This is a genomic window from Nostoc sp. C052, assembly GCF_013393905.1.
GTDB lineage: Bacteria > Cyanobacteriota > Cyanobacteriia > Cyanobacteriales > Nostocaceae > Nostoc.
Genome location: NZ_CP040275.1, coordinates 1 through 21,863, shown reverse-complemented (window position 1 = coordinate 21,863; position 21,863 = coordinate 1). Strand labels below are relative to the sequence as shown.

Sequence of the window (21,863 nt, the reverse complement as noted above, 5' to 3'; positions counted from 1 at the left end):
CCCAAACCGAGCTTGCAGCCGCCATTCCACCTCATAAAGCCAGTTAGCTATGGGTTGGGTATCGCTCTTGCCCACAGCCAGGGTAGTAGCTCGCCTAGATCGCAATCCTTCTAATGTGGCAAAAACCGTGCCATCAGAGTCTAGAAGTACCAAATTTGCTTTCAGGGTTGCGTTAGTCCGGTCGGCATTTTCTGGGATTAGTTTTTGGCTGTAGCACAAACAGCGATCGCTCGGACTGCGGTAAAAGCGGAATCGATCTACCCCAAACGGCAAATAGGTTTCGCGCTCAACCTCTTGAAACAAGGCAGCACTAAAGCCACCTACCTGAACGCAACCATCGAGTAAAATCGGATGAATCGTATAGGGAATGCTTTCGCCCATCCACTCCTGGGGTAATTGGTAGGAATAGAGAACATCACTGTCTCCATAGTGAATTTGTTGCAAGGCTCTCAAAGGCGAATCGATGTCAATGCCCAGAGATTCTAAAAGCTGATAAAAGTCCTCAGCCAATAGTTCTGTAGACAGTTCCCCTTGAATCGCTGCAATGTCAACCGGGTGAGGATATTGGGGTTGGGTATCGATGGAAACTTTACCCGATACGTGTAAAGTTTCCATCGGTTTAGCTGCTTCGCCAACCTTGGTTAAACTAAAAATTTTAAAAGATGCGGCAGTGGTTGTTTCTAGTGTTACGACTAGCTGGAGTGCTTTGTTTTCCCTTGCTGGTAAGATTAATGGTTGCTGCACCAGCACATCTTCTAAAACTAACGCCGATGTACCGAAAATAGCTATGCCTGCAAAGAGAGCCATCTCAAAAAAACTGGCTGCTGGTAAAATTACCTGGTCATAAACTCGATGGTACTGAATGTAGGATGGGCGATCGCTGCTAATTTCCGATTCAAACCGGATTTCTTGAGAACCCGCTAAATGCACCTGCCGTCCTAGCAATGGATGACCAGTAATTGAGGTTGATGCGGCGATCGGGCTGTCAGCCGTATCGCCTTGACGTTCAATCCAATAGCGTTGTCTTTGAAAGGGATAAGTGGGCAAAGTGACTTTGTGGCGGGCATAGTCTTGCTCAAAGCCAGACCAATCAATTGTTACCCCTCGGACATACAACTGTGCCAAATTTGCCAACAGTTGCTGCCATTCATCTTGTCCTGGCTGTAAACTAGCCAGCGATAGCACTTCGCTTTCAGGAAGGCTAACTCCCATTTCCGACAACATTGGCTGTGTCCCAATTTCCAGAAAAACTTTGTAGCCTTCTGTCTGGAGTGTCTGTATGCTTTGAACAAACGTTTCCGTTTGGTACAGGTGGTTAACCCAATATTGGCCACAGGCGATGTCTGCATTCACAATTTGACCAGTAACGTTACTGACAATGGGTAATTTTGGTGAATGGTAGGCGATCGCCTCTGCTATGGCTACAAATTCTTCAGATAATTGACTACGGGCAACAATCAGCCTCAGTCCATCTTCTAAACTGAAAACTCCTGCCAAACAAGCAGCAACATATTCACCAATACCATCTCCCATGAGAATACTTGGCTTGACACCCCAAGATTGCCACATTTGTGCTAAGGCAAACTCAAAAGCAAATATTGCCACTTCGCTATCACCCGTTTCCTGTCTGCCTGTGGATGGGTAAAGTATCTCTAGCAGATTTTTATTCCCCAAGGAATGTAAGATAGTCGCGCACCTATCTATCGCTTGGCGGAATGTGGGCTGAGTTTGATAGAGTTGCTGACCTATACCGATGGATTGCGATCCTTGTCCGGTAAATAGAAAAGCTACTTTGGGTGATGTTGTACTACTTTGTCCAGAGTAAACACCTGAAACTTGTTCTTGAGCTATCAATTGCCCTAGTTTTTGCCTCAGTTCGTTTGAGGAACTGGTTACAACAGCTAAACGGTGCTTAAAATGCGATCGCCCAGTATTAGCACTAAAACAAACATCAGCTAACTCTAATTCTGGCGAATTTTCCAGGTAAGCTCGATACGCTAAAGCCAACTGCAATAAAGCCGTTTCACTCTTTGCTGACAAACCCAAAAGATGGAAGGGACGCTCAGGAAGATTTTCATTTTGAATTTTGAATTTTAAATTTTGAATTCCTATTGGTGCTTCTTCCAGCACCACATGGGCATTTGTGCCACTGAAGCCGAAGGAACTAACCCCTGCTATTCTTGGCGTATTGCCACGCAACCAGTCCTTTGTCTGTGTGGGAATCACCACAGGTAAATCTGCCCAGTTGATGTGTGGGTTGGGTTGATGGAAATGTAGGTGGGGGGCGATCGCTTGGTGTTGCAACTGCAAGACAATCTTGATTAATCCAGCGATACCTGCGGCAAATTCTGCGTGTCCAATGTTAGTTTTGACTGAGCCTAAATTCAGGGGTTGGCTTGGGGAATGACTAGAGCCAAAAACAGCACCTAATGCCCCCACTTCAATGGGATCTCCTAAAGAAGTACCTGTGCCGTGAGCCTCAATGTAGCTCACTTGTGCAGGTTCAACGCCACCATTTTTTAACGCCTGACGAATGACTGCTTCTTGAGAGGGGCCATTAGGTACGGTGAGTCCCCCACTTGGCCCATCTTGGTTAACCGCAGAACCCCGAATTAAAGCGAGGATGCGATCGCCATCACGCTGGGCATCAGATAGCCGCTTCAGGGCAATCATCCCACAGCCTTCAGACCGGACGTAACCATTAGCCTGAGCATCAAATGTTTTACAGCGACCGTCAGGGGCAAGCATCCCCGCTTGGGAAAAAATGATACTCGTGGCTGGAGATAGCATGAGATTTACACCCCCCGCCAAGGCGAGATGGCACTCCTGCAAACGTAAACTTTGGCAAGCTAAATGAACAGCGACCAATGAAGAGGAACAGGATGTGTCTACAGCTAAACTGGGGCCTGTTAAACCCAACACATAGGAAATCCGACCTGCCGCCACACTGAGGGCATTGCCAGTACCTATATAGGCATCTGAAACGCCGGCTTGCTCTAAGTGCCGAGCGTAATCATTGGCTCCAATCCCCACAAAAACGCCCGTCAGACTGTTAAATAATTTTTGGGGAACAATGTGAGCCTGTTCCAAGGCTTCCCAGCTAACTTCGAGTAACAAGCGTTGCTGGGGGTCTAAGTAGGTGGCTTCACGAGGGGAAAGACCAAAGAATTGGGGGTCAAAACTGCCAATCTCGTCCTCCAGAAAACCACCATCGGCAACGGAAATTTTCCCAGGTGTTTGCGGCTTGGGGTCGTAGTAATTGTCAATACACCAACGCGATCGCGGTACTTTGGTAATAGCATCAGTGCCATTGTGTAGCATCTGCCAAAAAGACTCAGGATCTTTAACACCGCCGGGAAATCGACAACCCATACCGATGATGGCGATCGGTTCAGCCTTGGCATACTCTAGGGCATCTAGCTTGGTTTGGAGTTGTTCTAGTGCTAGTAATGCTCGTTTTGTGGGAGAGAGAGGTGGTTCTTGATTTGTGGCCATCTTAAAAATATCTAAAGGGAATGGGGAATGGGGAACGGGGAAGAGGGAATATGCACTGACCCACCAAACCAAAATCGAAGATTTCGAGCTGTTCGTTGAGGTGGGGTTTGAATCGCTACCTCAACGAAACCTTCTGCCTTCTGCCTCCTGCCTTCTGCCTTCTTCAAGGTCTTCTAGCTTTTTCAGCAGCAGTGCTTCAGCTTCATCTTCCGAAGCTGCTAATATCTGTTGCCTCTGAACTGCTACAGCATCCACCTCCTTTGACAGTTCTACTGGCTGAAGCGGAATCACGTTTTCCGCCAGATAATCAAGCAGTGCTGCCAGCGTCGGATAGTCGAACAGCAACGTTGAACGCATAGCATAGCCCAAGCTTGTCTGCAAGCGATTTCTCAACTCCACCGCCGTTAACGAATCTAGCCCCAGGTCAAAAAGTCTTTGCTGCGGCTCTACTTGTTGGGGATTGGACAGACCCAAGACTTTGGCAATCTCGCTTTGCAGGTAAGCTTTGAGTAACTCCCGGCGTTCTTCAATTGGAGCAGCTTGCAACTGTTGGAGTAGTTCATCTTTGTACCGTTGGTCGGTTGCAACAACTTTGAAACTCTGCAACATTGGCACCTTTACTCCTGGTGCTATTTGAGCTAGTAACTGCTGCCAGTTCACGGACATAACCCCGACCTGAGTTACATCCTGCACCAGTAACGCTTCTAATGCTTGCAAACCCTGCTCTGGTGAAATCGTTCCCAGACCATGATTCTGCATTCGGCTCTGATGTTGGTTTTCTAATTGTGCTACCATGCCCCCTTGCTCCCAAGGCCCCCAGTTAATACTCAACCCTGCCAGTCCTTGCTGTCGGCGATAGTGAGCCAACCCATCGAGAAAGGCATTGGCGGCAGCATAGTTGCCCTGCCCTGGTGAGCCAAGAAGGGATGCTGCTGATGAGAAGCAAACAAAAAAGTCTAGGGGTAAGGCTTGAGTAAGCTGATGCAAAAGCCAAGCTCCTCGGACTTTTGCAGCCATGACCCCGGTAAACCTCTCCCAACATTGCTGTTGGAGAATGCCATCATCTAAAATCCCTGCTGCATGGATAATTCCTCGCAGTGGTGGCAACTGTGCTGCTATCTTGTTCAGGAGTTTAGTCATATCGGACTGGCTAGAAACGTCTGCTTGCTCAATAAGTACCCGTACACCCGCTTGTTCTAACTTGGCGATCGCTGCTAGGGCTATTAGTGATGGCTCCCGACGACTAGACAGTATAAGGTGGCGAGCGCCTTTGTCTGCCAACCACTGGGCAACTTGTAGACCTAATGTTCCCAATCCGCCGACAATAAGATAACTCGCTAACTCTGGAATGGCAACGCGATCGCTTATCGTCCGTTGTCGAGAGCGAACTAACCTAAGTACATGGCGCTGTCCCTGACGATAGGCAATTTGGTCTTCGCCGTCTGGGGAGAAGAGTTCATCCGCGATCGCGTGCAGATTCAATGAGATAGAGGCATTTGGGTCAAGGTCTAATCGGCGACACTTAAGCTGAGGATATTCCGTAGCTATCGCCCGCCCTAATCCCCATAACGGTGTTTGCTGTACCTGAGTTATAGTTTCTGTTGTCACGGCTTGGCTACCTTTTGTCACTAGCCAAAGTTGTATCGGTTCAGATCCTCCCTGCTGCTCTAGTGCTTGGACTAGATGTAAAACACTGGCACAACCCAGGATTTGCGATCCCTCCAATTCATCTAGATCCAGTTCTGCGGAGGAAGCGCCCTCTAAAGACCATAGATGAATTACACCTTGCAATTTTGTTTGCCGATCGCAACTTGTCTGTAGTAACTGATTAAAGTCATTTAGCTTTAGAGGATTAATCTGGAAATGTCTCTCATCTAGCTGCTGATAGTTTTCCCCAACGGTGACAACTGTACAACTTCCTCCGTGCTGGGTTAACTGCTGGCTGAGTTGTTCACCAAGTTCACAGTCTGCAAAAATTATCCAATGCCCTACTGCCAACTTCTCAATTTCATCTGTAATTAGGGACTTGATCTGCCAGTCAAGTTCATAAAACCAGTTGCTGATATCTGGCTTAATCATGCGCTCTAGGGATTGCTGGGTAGTACGACGCATAGCAAAACCTTCTATCTGAGCTACCACCGCCCCACTAGGATCGACTAACTGGATATCGCTACTCAAAATTTCACTCTCTGAGGCGATCGCATTTCTAGCTTCGGCTTGTCCCCATAACTGACGGTTAGCTCGCCGATAAACTTGCAGACGCTCAATACCAATTGGCAGGTATGGGAAAGAGCGATCGCCTTCTTGAAGTGTAGCCGCACCAGCCAACTGAAGTCCGGCATCCAGCAGAATAGGATGGATTTGGTATCCTTGTGTAGCATTCATACCCGTCTCTTTTGGCAGTTCGATTTGGGCATAACCTTGTCCGGCTTTGCAACCTAGCTGCTGTAGGGAATGGAAACAGACACCAAATGAAATACCTTGCTCTTGCGATCGCTGATAAAAAGCTTGAGGATCAATCTCGATACCATGAGATAGCCAATTTGTCAAATCAATTGTTTTTGGTACAGACCCGATTTCACCTGGTAAGACTGTACCTGTAGCATGGACAGTCCAGGGGTTCTCAGCATTTTCTTTCTTAGGATCGCGACTGCAAATCTCGAACCTATAACTCTGACTTTCTAAAGGATGCAAAACTACCTGCATAATCTTTTCGGGCTGGGTTGCTAAAATTAGAGGCTGCTCCATTGCCACGTTTTCCAACACGATGCAGTCAGATTGGAAAATATTAGCTCCCGCCGCGATCGCCATCTCTAGATAAGCTGCACCCGGCACAATTACCTGCTCAAAGATCCGATGGTCAGCTAGATAAGCCGGAGATGATGCACTAATTATAGATTCAAAGAAAATCTCTTGGCTGCGACCAGCTAACTGTAATCTCTCACCAAGTAAAGGATGTAAACTATGGCTTGGCTTTGTTGTGCGCTGAGGCGGAGTTTCTACCCAGTACTGTTGTCTTTGAAAAGGATAAGTCGGTAATTTCACCTTGCGACGGCGGTAGTCGCTCTCAAATCCCACCCAATTTACTTTTGCTCCCAAAACGTACAATTGTCCTAAACTGGAGAGCATTTGCTGCCAATCTTCTTGTCCCATTCGCAACGATGGCAACCAGATACCGCTATTATCGGGTAAACACTGACGACCCATACCCAATAAAATCGGTTGGGGACTACATTCGAGAAATACTTCATAACCTTGTTGGTGTAATGTCTGCATACTGGCTGCAAAGTTCACAGGTGCGAGAATGTGGCGACTCCAGTATTCCGGTGTTGTGACTTCTGAGGTGGCAATTGCTCCTGTAATGTTAGAAATTAACTTCAGGTGAGGCGAATGATAGGTAATCTGGCGTGCGACTGACTCGAATTGCGCCACCATTGGTTTCATTAGTGGTGAGTGAAAGGCATGAGAAACTTGTAATTGTTTGCTTTTGACTCCCAGTTTTTCTAATTCGGTAACAATGGCTTGTACTGTGGCTGTTTGACCGGAAATGACTGTACTTTGAGGACTATTAATAGCTGCAATTGATACTTGTTTTAAATAAGGGGCAACTGCTTGTTGGACTTGTTCGATAGGTGCAAGCAAGGATACCATCGTGCCTTGAGTTGGTAACTCTTGCATGAGGCGACCCCGTGCAGCAATCAGTTTGAGTCCATCTTCCAAGGAAAAGACTCCAGCTATACAAGCGGCTACATACTCACCCACACTATGACCTATTACTGCACTAGGTATAATTCCCCACGATCGCCACAGTTGATAAAGGGCGTATTCTAGGGCAAATAAAGCGGGTTGGGTATAAGCTGTTTGGTTTAAAGGTGAATCTGTTTGAGGATAAAGTATTTCTAATAAAGGGATTTCTAGTTCAGAACGTAGAATTTCATCGCATTCCTGAAGTGCTTTTCTAAACGTTGGTTGGGTTTGATAGAGTTGTTGCCCCATCCCCGCATACTGGGAACCTTGTCCTGTGAATAGGAAGGCGATTTCTGGCTCGTATACCCTACCTGAACTAATCGTCATAGCTAGCTGTTCGACTAGCTCCTTTGTTGAACCTGCAACGATCGCCATTCGATAGTCAAAGTGCGATCGCCCAGTATTCGCAGTAAAACAAACATCAGCTAACTCTAATTCCGGCGCAGTTTCCAGGTAAGTTCGATATCGCTCTACCAACTGCAATAAAGCCGTTTCACTCTTCGCTGACAGAGCCAAAAGATGGAGGGGACGCTCATGAAGATTTTCATTTTGAATTTTGAATTTTGTTAGCGCAGCGTTAGCGAGTCCGCGAGCGTCATTTTGAATTCCTATTGGCGCTTCTTCCAGGATGACATGGGCATTTGTACCGCTAAAGCCAAATGAGCTAACCCCTGCCAGTCGGGGCTTTTCTCCTCGAATCCAAGCCATGCTATCCGTCGGTATGGCGATCGCTAGTTTGCTCCAGTCAATGTAGGGATTAGGTTGCTTCAGGTGTAAGTGGGGAGCGATGCTGTCATGCTGAAGCTGTAGCACGACTTTTATTAGTCCAGCAATTCCGGCTGCTCCTTCTAAATGTCCGATATTAGTTTTTACAGAACCAACGATTAAAGGGCGATCAGGTGAATGACTGCTGCTAAATACTGCTCCTAGCGCCCCAATCTCAATGGGATCGCCCAAAGATGTGCCTGTGCCGTGAGCTTCAATATAGCTGACTTGGGCTGGCTCGACACCGCTTACTGCTAGGGCGCGACGAATTACAGCTTGTTGGGAAGGGCCGTTAGGAACTGTCAGCCCACTAGTATGCCCGTCCTGATTGATAGCGGAACCGCGAATTAAGGCGAGAATATTATCTCCAGCAGCGATCGCATCAGATAAACGTTTGAGCAGAATAACGCCGCAACCTTCAGAGCGGACAAAGCCATCAGCACTAGCATCGAAGGTTTTGCAGCGTCCATCGGCAGACAGCATTCGCGCTTTTGTAAAGTTAATGTTGAATACTGGCGATAAGAGTCTTTGCACTCCGCCAGCGATCGCCACATCACACTCTTGGTTACGTAGACTTGTACAAGCCAAATGCACAGCTACTAAGGAAGAAGAACAGGCTGTATCTACAGATAGGCAGGGGCCAGTTAATCCTAGCAGGTAAGACAATCGCCCAGAGGCAATACTGTGAGAGTTGCCAGTTGCTAGGTAGGCATCAATCCGCTCCTCTCCTTGGTTAAAGAGGTTCTGGGTATAGTCATTGCTACAAATGCCAATGAAAACACCTGTTAAAACTTTCGCCAAAGCTTCAGGGGTAACTGCGGCTGCTTCTAGGGTTTCCCAAGTAACCTCCAACAGAAGGCGCTGTTGCGGATCGAGGGATATAGCTTCGCGGGCAGAGATGCCAAAGAAATGGGGGTCAAACTCTTGCGGGTTATTGACAAAACCCCCATAACGTGTATTCATCTTCGCTGGGGCATCGGGATCGGGGTCATAGTAGGCGTTGATATCCCAGCGATCGCCAGGAACTTCGGCGATCGCATCTTTACCCTGGTGGAGTAGTTGCCAGAACATTTCCGGATCGTTTGCCCCACCTGGAAACCGACAACCCATGCCGATAATTGCGATCGGTTCAGTCTTGGCACTCAAGAGGGCGTTCAGCTTGGCCTTCTGCTCCCTAATTTCGAGCAAAGCGTCTTTGAGAAGTTTGGCATAGTCTGGTTGGGGATTACTCTGGCTCATTCTCCACCTCCGTATAGTTCATCAGCCAGTAATGCTGCCAACTCTTCTTGGGACAAATCGGCTAAATCGGTATGGCTGGTTTGAGTTATTTCCGTTGTTTCCAGTGAAGCTGACTGGTCATCAGGTAATAGATTCTGCACTAAGTAATTAACCAGAGTCTCGATTGTGGGATAGTCCATAATTGCTGTTGCTGGCAGTGAATAGCCCAAACTCCCTTGTAATCGGTTTCTTAACTCCACAGCAGTCAGTGAGTCCATTCCCAAGTCAAAAAAGCCCGATCGTTCATTAATGGTTTTTGCCGAAGCCATACCTAATACATGGGCTACTTGCTGTTGTACGTGGTTTAACAACAACCGTCGTCGATCGCTAGGCAATGCTCTCCGCCATTGTTGCAGAAATTCCGACTCGATTTTGACAGATGAAGAGTCAGTTTTCTCCTGCCAATCTGCTAAGAAACGGTAGTTTAACCAATGGGACAAGCCCTGTTTATTAGACCAGTCTATGGCAACTAACCCGACTTCTACGGCTTCTGGTTGCTTGAGCAATTGTTCTAGGGCTAGTAATACCTGTTGTGGTTGAATCGCTTTGATTCCTAGCTGCTGCCCACGCACGTCAGCCCCTTTTTCAGCGGCTTCTCCGATTTGGGACACTGTTCCCAAGTGTAGACTTTGACCAGGTAAACCGAGCGATCGCCGATAGTGGGCAAATCCATCTAGAAACGCATTCGCGGCGGCATGATTGGCTTGTCCAGGAACACCGAGTAATGAAGAAACCGAGGAAAACAAAATAAAGAAATCTATTGCATCTGTGAGAGTTAATTGATGCAAATTCCAAGCTCCTTGCACCTTGGGAGCCATCACACGAGCAAATTTTTCCCAACTTTGGTGTTGTAATGTGGCATCGTCGAGCATTCCTGCTGAGTGAATAATACCCCTTAAGGTTGGTAAAGATTGGCGGATATGACTAAATACACGGCTCATGGCTTCATAATCGGCAACATCAGCTTGAATGACTGTTACCTCAACGCCAGCTTGTGCGATCGCGTTAATTTGTTTTTGCGCCGCTTCATTAGCTGGGCGACGACTGACTAATACTAGATGTTTGCCGCCTTTGTCCACCAACCATTGGGCAACCAATAATCCCAACCCACCCAAGCCACCTGTAATCAAATAAGTGCCGTCGGCAGAAAAAGATAGAGCAGGGGAGCAGGGAGCAGGGAGCAGGGGAGAGGAAAAGGCTTGTTGAGTCCAGAAATTGGGATAATTTATTTTTTGGAGTTCCCTTGCTGACTCATCCTCCTGAGTGACAACAATTTTGCCAATATGCTTGGCTTGTTGCATATAACGAAAAGCTTGTACAGTCTGCTGAATGGGGAATACTGTTAATGGTGAAGGTTGAAAATAACCACTAGCAAACTTTTCTGCTATTTCTGTCAGCAATGAATGTATTAGGTCTGGTTGCTCTTGAGCAGTACGTACCAAGTCGAAAGTTGTATAAATAATATCTGGACGGACGGCAGCAACTTCGGCACTTGTCCACACCCCACGCTTGGCAATTTCGATGAAGTGTCCACCTTCTCTTACAACCGAGAGACTCTTGGCAACAAAATCACCAGAAGTTAACGAGTTGAGAACAATATCTACCCCTTGTCCTTGGGTTAGTTGCATCACCCGATCGCCAAATTCGGTTGTACGAGAATTCATAATATGTCGCACACCCATTCCTGCCAGGGTTTTCCACTTGGAGGGACTGGCGGTGGCAAAAACTTCTGCTCCGGCTTTTTGGGCAATTTGGACTGCGGCGATCCCAGTTCCGCCAGCAGCAGCATGAATTAAAACGCGATCGCCTGGTGAGATTTTGGCTAAATGCTTCAGGGCATAGTAAGCAGTTAAAAAGTTGCTGGGAATCGAGGCAGCTTCGGCAAAGCTCAGGCGTTGGGGTTTGGCAACGACTTGGGTAGCCTTGACGGTGACATATTGACTAAATGCACCCTCAACTACGGCAATTACCGCGTCGCCAATAGCAAATCCCTCAACTCCTGCTCCTAAAGCAACGATCGCCCCGGCACATTCGCCACCAAAACTCACCATTTGTTTGAGATGTGACTGAGAAACACCATCCACTTGTTCTGGAATCAAATCTAGGGCAGCGATGACATCTAGAAAGTTTAGTCCAGTGGCTTTGACTTGAATTTCTACTTCCCCTGGATTGGGAGAACGGCGAGTTGTCGATGCCAAGATCAGTTTATCTAAAGAACCTCGACTCGTCATTGTCAGTTGAAAAGGACTTGCCAAAATCTGAGAACTGGCAATTAAGCGAGGAACATACCGAGCATTCCGCCGTAAAGCAATTTGGTCTTCTTGGTCTTCAGCCGACACTTCAGCCCAAAGACTAGCGGCTTGTTCTTCAATACTCTCGCTGGGATCTAAATCTATGCGCGTACACCGTAATTCTGGATGCTCTAGAGCGATCGCTTTGCCCATACCCCATAAAGATGACTGCCCCACTCCAGATAGGTTCAGTTCTGAGCGATCGGCGGGTTGTGTACCACGAGTTACTATCCATAGTCGGGGTTGCGGGGAAAGATTAGCGGCGATCGCTGCTTGTACAAGGGATAAGACTGTACCACATCCTAAGTGAGCGATCGCTTCCAGATTTTGGGCATTAATCGCTGAAGCTTCAGGGCTATCAAGTGTCCAACAATGAATGATGCCATATAATCCTGGCGTTTGGTCGGCAATCTTTTTAATTAACTGCTCGTATTCTTGGGGGGAAGCAGACTGTTCTATTTGTAACAGCTGTTCAGTTGCCAAAGGTTGCTTGATTATTGTTTGGCTGGCAACAGGAAACTGGTTGTTCCTCTCTGTTCCCTGTTCCCTGTTCCCCGTTCCCTCTTTAATCAATACCAGAGTGCAAGTTTCGCCTTGAGTTTGCAGATGTTCGGCGAGTTGGCTGCCGACTCCCTGCCGATCTGCGAGAATTAGCCAACCCCGCTCTTTAACTATTGATTTCTCTAAAGGTTGCTCAATATTTTGGGCGATAATTACCGACTGTTTTGCTCCTGTAGCTGGTGGCGGTAGCACAGCAACAGGACTCAACCCATTAGTTTGTAGGACTTGTTGCCATTGGCAAACATTTAGTAAGGGGTAATCGGGTCGTAATTCTCGGTCTTGGAAACGCCACCAGCCTGGTAGCAAGCCGAAGATCAAATCTATCCAAAGTTGGCGATCGGTTCCTTCTAGCAACACGAGCAACCCTCCTGGAGCTAGTAACTGTTTGACGTGCTGTAGGGTTTGGTTGATATCCTGAGTGGCGTGTAAAACGTTGGCTGCTATCACCACATCGTATTCATAAGCATCAAAACCTTGGGCTGTTGGCTCTTGCTCAATGTCTAAAGTTTTGTAATCGACAAATTTATAATTTTCAAATCGGTTTTGGGCTTTACTGAGGAAAAGCTGACCAATATCAGTAAAACAATAGTGAGTTTGACTAGCCTGTAGTTCTGGCAATAAATAGCTGGTCGTTCCTCCCGTACCTGCACCAATTTCTAAAATCCGAATTCCTCGTTGGGGTGGTGCATCAGCTATTGCTATTTTCACAACCTGTTGCACTAGGGTGTTGTAAATTTGCGCGGCGGGTGAGTCTTGGTAAAGTTGAGTAGCTGAATCAATATCTGCCGTGGGAAAAACTACTTGGGTTGGCTCCGCAGCACCACGCAAGACTGCACACAGGTTCTCTCCACAGCGCTGCACCAAAGTTAGTTCGCCTTGAATAAGAGTAGTGTATGGTTGCAAACTTTGGAGATAAATATCTGGGTTAGCAGCAGGTAGAGGCTGGCGGACTTGCCACTGACCGGAAATTGCCGTCAAAATTTGCTCTGCGGTGAGAATTTGTAACAGGTGTTGTAAGAGTTGGTAGTGTTGGGGTACAACACCCAAACGTTGAGCAGCAACTAAGAGGGAGAATTTATCTCCGACTGAGAAAGACCACCCCAGTTGACTTAATGCTTGGATAATATACTCTAAACTTAACTGCTCAAGTTGGGGCAGGAGGGTGGTGTAAATCTGGATGTCATCGCCAGCAATCAAACGCTCTAGGTGCGGTTGGAGTTGGTTAGCGATCGCCTCTGGAGATGGAATAAAGTGGGGAGGTTCTAATTTGCCAAACCGGGACTGCGATCGCCATTCCACCTCATAAAGGCAATTCTGTAGAGAGTCTTTACCTTGATTTAGAAGTGCTTGAGATGTGACTGCTTGGAATCGCAAACCATCCAGCACTGCTACAAGTTGGCGTTCGCTATCAAACAATGTAACCTGAGCTTTGAGCGCAAAATTTGACTGCTCTTGCAAAGAAGCAACTGCCCATATTTCTAAGCTGGGACGGCGATACACTATCAAACGTTCAACACCAACGGGAACGTAGGTGCAAACTCGATCTATTTCCACAAGACCACCCACAACCTGCATCGCTGCATCTAACAACGCTGGATGGAGCCAATAATTACAATCTTGATGCAAATTTGCAGGAAGTTGAATCTGCCCCAAAGCTTGATTCTGTCCTCGCTGTAACTTTTGCAATCCCTGGAAACTAGAACCATAATCAATACCCTGCTGTTGTAACTGCTGGTAAAATGCCTTAACTTCGATTGACTCCTGATTTGTCCAAGTCTCTAAATCTAATTCTGCGGGGATTGTGTTTGTCTCGTTTGCTAAAACTGTACCTGTAGTATGGACAGTCCAAGGGTTCTCACTATTTTCTCTCTGAGAGTCACGGCTGCAAATCTCGAAGCCATAACCCTGATTTTCTAAAGGACTCAAGATTACTTGGACAATCTTTTCCTGGTGTGTTTCTAAAATTAAAGGTCGAGCGATCGCTACGTTTTCTAACACAATGCAGTCAGATTGAAAAATATTAGCTGCTGCTGCGATCGCCATTTCTAAATAAGCTGCACCTGGAAAAATTACCTGCTCTAATATACGGTGGTCAGCTAGGTAAGCTAGAGATGATGCACTAATAATAGATTCAAAGAAAATCTCTTTGGTACGACTGGCTAGTTGTAATCTTTCACCAAGTAAGGGATGTCGGTTGTAGCTTGGCTTCGTTGTGGGTTGAGATGGAGTTTCTAGCCAGTAACTCTGTCTTTGAAAAGGGTAAGTAGGTAATTTCACCTTGTGACGGCGGTAGTCGCTCTCAAATCCCACCCAATCTGCCTTTGCTCCCAAAACATACAATTTTCCCAAACTTTGCAGAATTTGCTGCCAATCTTCTTGTCCAATTCGCAACGATGGCAACCATGTAGAGCCTTCATCAGATACGCATTGGCGACCCATACCTAATAAAATCGGTTGCGAACCACATTCGAGAAATACTTTATAGCCATGCTGGTGTAATGTCTGCATACTGGCAGCAAAATTCACAGGTGCGAGAATATGGTGACACCAATATTCAGGTGTTGTGACTTCTGAGGTGGCAAATGTGCCTGTGATATTAGAGATAAATTTTAGCTGCGGCGAATGATAGGTAATCTGGCGTGCGACTGACTCAAATTGCCCTACCATTGGTTTCATCAGTGGTGAGTGAAAGGCATGAGAAACTTGTAGTTGCTTGGTTTTGACTCCCAGTTTTTCCAGTTCGGTAACAATGGCTAGCACTGCGGCTGTTTGACCGGAAATTACTGTACTTTGAGGACTATTAATAGCAGCAATTGATACTTGTTCTAAATAGGGAGAAATTGCTTCTGTGACTTGTGCAACTGGGGCGAGTAAAGCTACCATCATGCCTTGAGTTGGTAACTGTTGCATGAGGCGACCTCTGGCAGCAATCAGTTTTAGTCCATCTTCAAGGCTAAAGACTCCAGCTACACAAGCCGCTACATACTCGCCGACGCTGTGACCGATCGCGGCACTAGCTGTAATTCCCCAAGATTGCCAAAGTTGATACAGGGCGTATTCTAGGGCAAATAAGGCGGGTTGGGTATAAGCTGTTTGGTTTAAAGGTGAATCTGTTTGAGAATACAGTATTTCTAATAAAGGAATTTCTAATTCCGAACGCAGAATTTCATCGCATTGCTGAATTGCTTTTCTAAAAGTTGGTTGGGTTTGATAGAGTTGTTGCCCCATTCCCGCATACTGGGAACCTTGTCCTGTGAATAGGAAGGCGATTTTCGGAGGTTCATTCCCAATTATCCCACTACTGAGTCCAGGCAACTCTTCATGGCGACAGAAAGCAGTAAGTTTCGTTGCCATCTGGGCGACTGTTGCTCCTACTACACTCAAGCGATCGCTAAAGTGTAAACGTCCTGTGTGAGCAGTGAAACAGATGTCAGCGAGTGGCTGCGATATGCCATCTAAGCGCAAGTATTCGCAGTAATTGAGCGCTAATTGCTTCAGTGCTGCTGCATTTTTGGCAGATAAGTTCAGGAGATGCAGGGGGCGTTCCCATTTCGTCTCTACCGCATCCGGTAACGGTGGCGCTTCTTCAAGCACTAGATGAGCATTAGTTCCGGTAAACCCAAAAGAACTTATTCCAGCCCTGCGGCGATCGCACGAAACCCAGGGAGTTAACGTAGTCGGAATTTTGATAGGCAAATTTTTCCAATCAATTTTAGGATTAGGGTGCTGTAGGTGCAAGTGGTGTGGAATCATCTGATGTTGCATTGCTAAAACAACTTTAATCAGCCCTGAAACCCCTGCTGCTGCTTCTAAGTGACCAATGTTTGTCTTAACTGAGCCAACAAATAACGGAGATTCTGGAGTGCGTTCCTGCCCTAAAACTGCGGCGGCGGCATTGAGTTCGATTGGATCTCCTAAAGATGTGCCAGTTCCATGAGCCTCTAGGTAACTAATTTGATGAGGCTGGAGTTGCGCCCAAGCAAGTGCTTGATAAATAAGTTGCTGTTGAGCCTGCCCGTTAGGGACAGTTAAACCACTGCTGGAACCATCGTGGTTGACTGCACTGCCCCGAATTAGAGCTAGAATCCTGTCTCCATCGCGTTGAGCTTCACTGAGACGCTTCAAGACTACCATGCCGCAGCCTTCCCCACGGGCATAGCCATCGGCTGAGGCATCAAAAGTTTTGCACAAACCATCACCAGAAATCATCCGCACACTGGAAGCCCAGATGTAAGAGGCAGGAGTAAGATGGAGTTTGACACCGCCAGCGATCGCCATTTGACATTCGCGTAAGTGCAAACTATTACAAGCTTGGTGAATAGCGACTAACGATGATGAGCAGGCGGTATCAATAGCCAGGGTTGGCCCCGTAAAACCGAAGGTGTAGGCTAGACGACCAGCCGCACTCGAAAAAGCATTACCAGTTCCCGCGAAAGTGCCAACAGGACTATCAGGGTTTTGCTGCAAATGTTGGGCAATTAACTGCTCGTAGTCGTGTCCGTCGTTGCCGACAAAGACTCCTACAGACGCACCAGCCAGCCGTTCTGGAGCGATCGCAGCTTGTTCTAGAGCTTCCCAACTTACTTCTAGCAACAATCGGTGTTGTGGATCGATCGCTACAGCTTCGCGGGGAGAAATACCAAAAAAGGCAGGGTCGAAGCGATCGATACTGTTGATAAAGTTGCCGTAGCGAGTGTAAATTTTGCCTGGGATTCCTGGAGTCGGGTCATAATAAGTTTCAATGTTCCAGCGATTTTGGGGAATTTCTGCTCTAGTATTAGTTCCCGATGCCAGCAATTGCCAAAAGCTTTCGGGATCTGTAGCATCCCCAGGAAAGCGACAACTCATGCCAACGATCGCTATAGGTTCATAAATATCACTAATAGGGTCATTTGGTTGGTTTGCTTTTGCTTGGGCCAGTGCTAGTACATCTGTGGCGAGATAGTGAGTCAACCGTTCAATGTTGGGAAAGTCAAAACTTAAGGTGCTGGGTAAATTAACCCCCAAAAGCTGGTTGAGGCGATCGCGTAATTCCACTGCCATCAGCGAATCCATTCCCAACTCAAAAAATCCTTGCTCAAGGGCTGGTAATTCCTCTGTCGGCAAGCCTAATACCCGCGCCACTTCGCCCTGCAAAGTGCGGCGTAATATTTCCAGACCTTCTGTGGCTGGAACTGATGTCAGTTGTTCGCGCAGTTGTGTTGGTTGTGCTGTCTCGATTGCTTGCTCAAGTTGAGTTTGCGGTGCAAGTTGCTCCAGCAGTCGCCGAGTTCGACCTACTGCATAAATTGCCCCAAAGCGTTGCCAATCTACAGGCGCGACGACAATTTGGCGATTCTGGGAATTCAACAGTAACCCCATCGCAGCTTTAACCTGGGTCAAATTCAAACTCCCTACGCCGATCTTCTGCAATCTTTGGGTTAAGGCTTTAGCCCCAGGTTGATTTATCATACCTGCGCCGATAACAGCAGACCAATTTATGGTTAAGGCTGGTAATCCTTGAGACTGGCGGTAAGCTGCAAATAGATTTTGAAATTCATTAGCAGCAGCGTAGTGAGATTGGTTTGCCGATCCCCACACAGCAGCGATAGAAGAGAAGTTGATAAAAAAGTCTAATTCCCAATCCTGACTAATTTGGTGTAAATTCCAAGTACCAGCTACTTTGGGTTCTAGCGTTTGCTGTAGTATTGAATGCTCTAGCTCGGCAATCCGATACATACCACCGTCGCTACCTGCTGCATGAATAATTCCACTGATAGGAGGTAGTTTTCTTAGTAGCTCTGATATGGCATTTCGCAGACTTTCACCGTCACTCACATCAGCTATAGGCGTAATAATTTCTACTCCTGCTGCCCGGAGTTGCTTAACAGCTTCTTGTTTTTCTCTAGTATTGATGCCACTGCGACTGAGTAAAATCAAGTATCGAGCGCCTTGTTCCACTAGCCACTGAGCGACACTTAATCCTAAGCCTCCTAATCCGCCGCTAATTAGATAAGAGCGATCGCTCTTAATAGAGAATTTAGAGGTAGTTTCTGGGTAGCTTTTAACAAGTCGAGCAACATACCGGGTTCCTGAACGATAAGCTATGTGTTCCTCTCCTGAAGTTCCCAATAACTCAATTGCGATCGCCTGAGCTTGTTCCTGAATGGCAGCTTGTCGATCCAAATCTATTAACCCGCCCCAATGTTGGGGATACTCCAGCCCAAACGCCCGACTTTGACCCCACACAGGTGCTTTAGAAATGGCTGGTAAATCTTTACCTAGAGCGATCGCGTTCTCTGTGATTACCCAAAGTTTAGCGGTGCTACTCCAAGGCTGGGATACCACAGTTTGCATGACATCCAGTAGTTGCCCGCAATTGGTATTTACGCTAGCTGTCAAAGTAGCTGTAGTTAGCGTTTCCGTCGCAGGTAAATCCAAACTCCAGAGGTAGATAATTCCCGTTAGAGATGAGGGGGACAAGGTAGAAAATACTTCCTCATCTCCTTCTGCCTCCTGCCTTCTGCCATCTGCCTTTCCTGAAGTTACTAGAGAACAGGTTTGTCCCTGTTGCTCTAAAACTTGAGCTAGGGTAGAAGCTAAAGTCCCTGAGTTGGCTAGAATCAGCCAATGACCAGGTGTGGAATTTTCAGCAGCAGAAACAGCGTCAGGACTGGGTTGCCATTGCACCTCATACAGACAATCCTGAATTGAAGCGATCGCTTGTTGCTGTTGATGTTCTTGAATCAGTCGCTCTAAAATTTCAACTTGAGCAGCATTTAATTGGCGATCGGTTCTGCTGAGAAGTTGGGACAACTGCTCAGTTTGCCCTGCTTCCAGCAGTGCTATTACCTGGGTTTGTTGCTCAGAAGTAGGTTTGTGTTTGTTTGCTGGAGTAAGTTCCGCCCAGTAGCGTTTTCTCTGGAAAGGATAAGTGGGCAAAACTACTTTACGATAATGAAGATTTTGATAAAATCCAGTCCAAGCGATCGCTGCCCCACGCACATACAAATCTGCCAAACTTTGCAGGATTTGCTGCCAATCTTCTTGTCCGACTCGCAAGGATGGCAACCATGTAAAGCGTTCATCAGATAAGCATTGGCGACCTATACCTAATAAAATCGGTTGCGAACCACATTCAAGAAATACCTCATAACCTTGCTGGTGTAATGTCTGCATACTGGCTGCAAAGTTCACAGGTGCGAGAATGTGGCGACACCAATATTCCGGTGTTGTTACCTCTGAAGTGGCAATTTTACCTGTGATATTAGAGATGAATTTTAGCTGCGGCTGATGATAAGTAATTTGACGAGCGATTAACTCGAATTCTGGCAGCATCGGTTTCATCAGTGGTGAGTGAAAAGCGTGAGAAACCTCTAGTTGTTTGCTTTTTACCCCAAGTTTTTCCAATTGACTAACAATAGCTTGCACTGCGTCTATTTGACCAGAAATAACTGTGCTTTCAGGGCTATTAATAGCAGCAATTGATACCCAATCTGAATACGGTGCAGTTACTTGTTGAACTTGTGCAAATGGGGCGAGTAAAGATACCATCATGCCCTCAGTCGGTAACTGCTGCATGAGGCGACCCCGTGCAGCAATCAGTTTGAGTCCATCTTCTAGGGAAAAGACTCCTGCTATACAAGCTGCTACGTATTCGCCGACGCTGTGACCGATGACGGCATCAGGTGTAATTCCCCACGATCGCCAGAGTTGATAAAGGGCGTATTCTAGGGCAAATAAGGCGGGTTGGGTATAAGCTGTTTGGTTTAAAGGTGAATCTTTGTCTGTTGCTGGATACAGTATTTCTAATAAAGGAATTTCTAGTTCAGAACGCAGAATTTCATCGCATTCCTGAAGTGCTTTTCTAAAAGTTGGTTGGGTTTGATAGAGTTGTTGCCCCATCCCCGCATACTGGGAACCTTGTCCTGTAAACAGAAAAGCAATTTTCGGTGGAGTCTCAGAATTAGTTTTCGTAGTATTTTGCCAATTTTTCAGCTTTTGAATCAGATCGGTGGTTGTAGCAGCAACAAGTCCAAGGCAGTAGTCAAAGCGATCGCGCCCTGTATTGGCACTAAAACAAATATCTTCAAGCAATACCTCTGGATGACTTTCCAAGTAGGTTTGATAAGACTGACCGAGATCGACTAGCCCCTGCTGACTTTTAGCCGATAAAGTCAGGAGATGGTAGGGGCGCCTAGAAGAGGCAGGGGGACAGAGGGGATGGGGGGCAGAGGGGTAGAGGGGCAGAGGGGCGGAGGGGAGCAGGGGAGCAGGGGAAATACCATTGTCACTTCTCCCCTGCTCCCCTGCTCCCCTGCTCCTCTGCTCCTCTGCTCCCCTGCTCCCCTGCTCCTTTAATGGTGCTTCTTCGACAATTACATGAGCATTAGTGCCACTGAATCCAAAAGAACTAACTCCTGCCAGCCGGGGCTGATTCCCCTTCGACCAGGGTATGAGTTGGGTTGGCACATAAATCGCCAATTCTGACCAGTTAATGTGGGGATTAGGTTGTTTTAAATGTAAATGGGGGGCAATCTCCTCATGTTGCAGTTGCAGAACTAACTTGATTAATCCCGCAATACCCGCAGTTGATTCAGTATGCCCGATATTCGTCTTTGCAGAACCGACAATCAAGGGTGTTTCTAGGGTGTGATTTTTCCCAAACACCCCATCTAAAGCAACAATTTCGATGGGATCTCCTAGAGATGTTCCCGTACCATGAGCTTCGATATAGCTAATCTGAGCCGGATCGATTTTGCCATTGTTCAGTGCTTGACGAATAACTTGTTCTTGGGCAGGCCCGTTAGGCACTGTCAAACCACCACTACGACCATCTTGATTGACGGCACTGCCTCGAATCAGCGCTAAGATATTATCCCCATCCCGTTTTGCATCCGAGAGGCGTTTCAGAACCACTACACCACATCCTTCTCCACGTCCGTAACCATCGGCTGCGGCATCAAAGGTCTTGCAACGCCCGTCGGGAGAAAGGGTATGCGCCTGACATTCAGCAATGTAACTTTCTGGAACTAGCATCAGGTTAATCCCACAAGCCAGCGCCAAGTCGGATTCCCCAAGCCGCAAACTTTGGCAAGCTAAATGAACCGCTACCAGCGATGAGGAGCAAGCGGTGTCTACAGTTAGAGTTGGGCCTTGCAAACCGAAGGTAAAGGCAATTCGTCCCGCAGCAGTGCTAGGAGCCGAGCCGGAGGCTGAGTGGGCATTGATAGCTTCGTAGTTGGGAAAAGCGATGGTGGGATACTCTAGGTTCATCAGCCCGACAAAAACACCCGTTTTGCTTCCTAGCAGCGACTTTGAAGGTACGCCAGCGCACTCTAAACTTTCCCAGCAAACTTCTAGCAGTAGCCTTTGTTGAGGATCTAAAAAATTGGCTTCTCTAGGAGAAATGCCGAAGAATTGAGCATCAAAGCGATCAATGGGTAGATTGAGAAATGCCCCCTGGCGGGTGTAAATTTTGCCCGGTGTGCCAGGGTTGGGATCGTAGAACGCTTGAATATCCCAACGACTAAGAGGTACTTCTGAAACCAGATCGGCTCCGGCTCTGAGGTGTTGCCAAAACTCCTCCGGTGAGTTAGCACCACCAGGAAGCCGACAACTCATGCCGATAATTGCTAACGGCTCAGTCTGAGCTTGTTCTAGCTCTGTGAGTTTTGCTTTTGTCTCCCGCAGCTGGACTAGTGCTTCTTTGGCTATCCGCGATCGCTCATCTGATGATGAAACCAC

At 47.1% G+C, this 21,863-nt stretch carries 2 protein-coding genes and 1 pseudogene; all 3 read right to left on the bottom strand.

Annotation, left to right across the window (positions count from 1 at the left end; all coding sequences use genetic code 11):
- Nucleotides 1–93 precede the first annotated feature (93 nt).
- Nucleotides 94–3,495, bottom strand: a pseudogene (locus FD723_RS44290) (beta-ketoacyl synthase N-terminal-like domain-containing protein); the annotation flags it as partial.
- A gap of 120 nt (nucleotides 3,496–3,615) precedes the next feature.
- Nucleotides 3,616–9,246, bottom strand: a complete 5,631-nt coding sequence (locus FD723_RS36370) for a type I polyketide synthase (RefSeq protein WP_179070067.1) — start codon at nucleotides 9,244–9,246, stop codon at nucleotides 3,616–3,618.
- Nucleotides 9,243–21,863, bottom strand: a complete 12,621-nt coding sequence (locus tag FD723_RS42275) for a type I polyketide synthase (RefSeq protein ID WP_218651874.1) — start codon at nucleotides 21,861–21,863, stop codon at nucleotides 9,243–9,245. Before FD723_RS42275 ends, FD723_RS36370 begins: the two co-directional genes overlap by 4 nt.